At 52.6% G+C, this 1,678-nt stretch carries 1 pseudogene; it reads left to right on the forward strand.

The annotated features are described in order from the left end of the window. Window positions 1-75 precede the first annotated feature (75 nt). A pseudogene (locus tag EYB31_RS39880) lies at window positions 76-1,631 on the forward strand (IS3 family transposase). The last annotated feature ends 47 nt before the right edge of the window (window positions 1,632-1,678 follow it).

Consider the following 1,678-nt stretch of genomic DNA (forward strand, 5'->3'; position numbering starts at 1 on the left):
CCCCCTCTGTCAAAATAGTTGTCGTACCCACTGTATGAATGTATAGTGAGGAAAACGAGAACGAGGTGGACACCCATGAATCCTGTAAGCAGGGAATTAAAGGCGAGCATTGTACAGCGGATGATGCCCCCAAACAATGAATCGGTTAGTCGAATTTCTCGGGAGAGCGGTCTGTCCGAAACAACGCTCTACAAGTGGAAGAATGCTGCGAAAGCGAAGGGGCTCACGCCTACAAACGAAACGTTACCTGAACGTTGGAACACGCGTGAGAAGTTCGCGATCGTCATCGAAACGGCAAGTTTAACCGAGATCGAACTAGCCGAGTACTGCCGGACAAAAGGGTTGTTCGTGGAACAGGTGGAAGCTTGGCGCGATGCCTGCATGCAAGCCAACGGAGGTGTAGCGGGCCATGCGAACCAGTTACAGAAAGAACTCCGTGTGATGGAACAAGAGAATAAAACATTAAGTCGCGAGCTGAAGCGTAAGGAAGCGGCGCTGGCTGAGACAGCCGCCCTGTTGGTACTGCGAAAAAAGGCCCAAGCGATTTGGGGGGACCAAGGGGACGAATGATCCGTGCCTCAGATCGCAAGCAAGCCATACTACTCATTCAAGAAGCGGTTAACGCGGATGCAGGAGAAGCTGCCGCATGTAGCGAACTGGGCCTCACCCAGCGCACGTTACAACGTTGGCGTAAGCAGAAGGATATAAGAGACGGGAGGCCAATAGCTAAGCGGCCAGCACCGGTGAACAAGCTAACGGACAGTGAAGTGCAGCAAGTGCTAGAGACCCTACGACAACCGGCATACAGAAGCTTGCCGCCGAGCCAGATCGTGCCCGCGCTAGCCGACGAAGGCGTGTATATCGCCTCAGAATCAACGTTCTATCGCGTGATGCATACGTATGGTCAGCAACATCATCGCGGACGTAGCAAGGCACCAACGCCTAAGCCGCTCACAAGTCACGCGGCTAGCGGGCCAAACGAGGTATGGATGTGGGATATTACTTGGTTGCCAGGGCCAGCAAAAGGCGTGTTCTACTACCTCTATCTCATCTTAGATTTGTTCAGCCGTAAAATCGTAGGCTGGGAAATCTGGGAAGAGGAATCTGCCGAGCATGCGAGTCAGTTAGTTCGCCGTACGGTCCTTCGAGAACAGTGCGTAATCCGTCATCAGCCGCTCGTTTTGCACTCGGATAATGGCAGCCCGATGAAGGGAGCAACGCTGCTAGAAACCCTGTATGTGCTGGGAATAACGCCTTCTCGCAGTCGTCCGCGGGTAAGCAACGACAACCCGTATGCGGAGTCTGTTTTCCGTACGTGCAAGTACCGCCCTAACTATCCAGCTAAGGGCTTCTCAGACCTGGCTGAAGCGCGAGAATGGGTGCTGAATTTTGTTCGCTGGTACAACGACACGCATCGTCATAGCGGCTTAAACTTCATTACACCAAGCCAACGCCACCAGGGACTAGCCGATGAAGTGTTCAATAGACGGAAGGAAGTCTACGCGGCTGCAAAAGCCAAGCATCCGAATCGATGGTCGGGCGAAATTCGCGACTGGAACCTGGAAGAAAAAGTATGGCTCAACCCGGAAAAGGTTGCGCTTATTCAGGCTGGGGAAAAATCTTTGTCTTGACATTTCATAGTTTATAGAGTTAACGACAACTAGCTTGACAAACGCCG

This window comes from Paenibacillus thalictri (assembly GCF_004307995.1).
In the GTDB taxonomy this organism is placed as follows: domain Bacteria; phylum Bacillota; class Bacilli; order Paenibacillales; family NBRC-103111; genus Paenibacillus_AF; species Paenibacillus_AF thalictri.